Annotated in this window: 1 protein-coding gene and 1 pseudogene; one reads left to right on the forward strand and one right to left on the reverse strand. The window is 69.3% G+C overall.

Features of this window, described 5'->3' with window-relative positions; translation table 11 throughout:
- Window positions 1-158, reverse strand: a pseudogene (locus tag G3N62_RS36495) (tetraacyldisaccharide 4'-kinase); the annotation flags it as partial.
- A 393-nt stretch (window positions 159-551) separates the two neighbouring features.
- Between G3N62_RS36495 and xseA the strand changes: the two are divergent.
- Window positions 552-1,416 (forward strand): exodeoxyribonuclease VII large subunit (gene xseA, locus G3N62_RS35465; protein WP_206141550.1); only part of this gene is annotated, 865 nt, incomplete at its 3' end.

Genomic DNA, 1,416 nt, shown 5'->3' on the forward strand with positions numbered 1-1,416 from the left:
TAGGCGAACGGCGTGAGCGCCCAGGCGGGCGCGCCGCGCCGCTGCCATTCGCGTGTCAGGCGCGCTTCGAGCCGTGCGAGCGGGCCGCCGGGCGCGCTCATCGGGCCGGGCGCGGCGCATCGTGCGCCGCGGCGTGAGACGGATTCGTCAAGGCGGATTCTCCGTTGGGCGGCGCGTGCCGCGGGGTCTGCGGAAGGCGGCACTCTAGCGCGCCGCAGGCGGCCGCGGCAAGCGCGGCCGGCCGACGCGGCTCGCGGGGCCGGATCGGGACGGGCTGTGGATAACTCTGTGAAAAACTCCCCGCCCGAGCACCTCAAACGCCCGCCGGGCGGGCATCGAATCGGATGAGAATCATTTCGAAAGATTTAAAAATATATAAAAATCAATGCGTTATCGTCAATCGTCTGGATTTTCCAGCGGTTTTAATGCGTTTTACGCGGAAGATTGCCAGAGTGTGGACACCTTCCGCGTGCCGCGGCGAATGCGGCCGGCGCTGGACGCCGCGCGCGTGTCGGACTATCGTGTCGCCGCCAGCATTCATCCGACCGCCCATGCTTTCCGACACCCCTTTTTCCGCACCCGGCGCGACGCGCGGCGGCGACGACGTGATTCCCGTTTCGGCGCTCAATCGCGCGATTTCGACGATGCTCGAGCGTTCGTTTCCGCTGTTGTGGATTTCGGGCGAAGTGTCGAATTTCACGCGCGCCGCGAGCGGCCACTGGTATTTCTCGATCAAGGACCAGCAGGCGCAGATGCGCTGCGTGATGTTCCGCGGCCGTGCGCAGTATGCGGAATTCACGCCGCGCGAAGGCGACCGGATCGAGGTGCGCGCGGTCGTCACGATGTACGAGCCGCGCGGCGAAGTGCAGCTCAATGTCGAGGCCGTGCGGCGCACCGGGCAGGGGCGCCTGTACGAGGCGTTCCTGCGGCTGAAGGCGCAGCTCGAAGGCGAGGGCCTGTTCGCGCCCGAGCGCAAGCGGCCGCTGCCGGCGCATCCGCGTGCGATCGGCATCGTCACGTCGCTGCAGGCCGCCGCGCTGCGCGACGTGCTGACCACGCTCGCCCGCCGCGCGCCGCACATTCCGGTGATCGTCTATCCGGCGCCCGTTCAGGGCGCCGGGTCCGCCGAGAAGCTCGTCGCGGCCGTCGAGGCCGCGAATGCGCGCCGGGAGGTCGACGTGCTGCTGGTCTGCCGCGGCGGCGGCTCGATCGAGGATCTGTGGTCGTTCAACGACGAAGCGCTGGCGCGCGCGATCGCGGCGAGCGAATTGCCGGTCGTGAGCGGCGTCGGGCACGAAACCGATTTCACGATCGCGGATTTCGCGGCCGACGTGCGCGCGCCGACGCCCACCGGCGCGGCCGAGCTCGCGAGCCCGCAGCGCGCGCTGCTGCTGCGCGAGGTCGACGACCGCCGGC

The organism is Burkholderia sp. Tr-20355, assembly GCF_017104685.1.
In the GTDB taxonomy this organism is placed as follows: Bacteria; Pseudomonadota; Gammaproteobacteria; order Burkholderiales; family Burkholderiaceae; genus Burkholderia; species Burkholderia seminalis.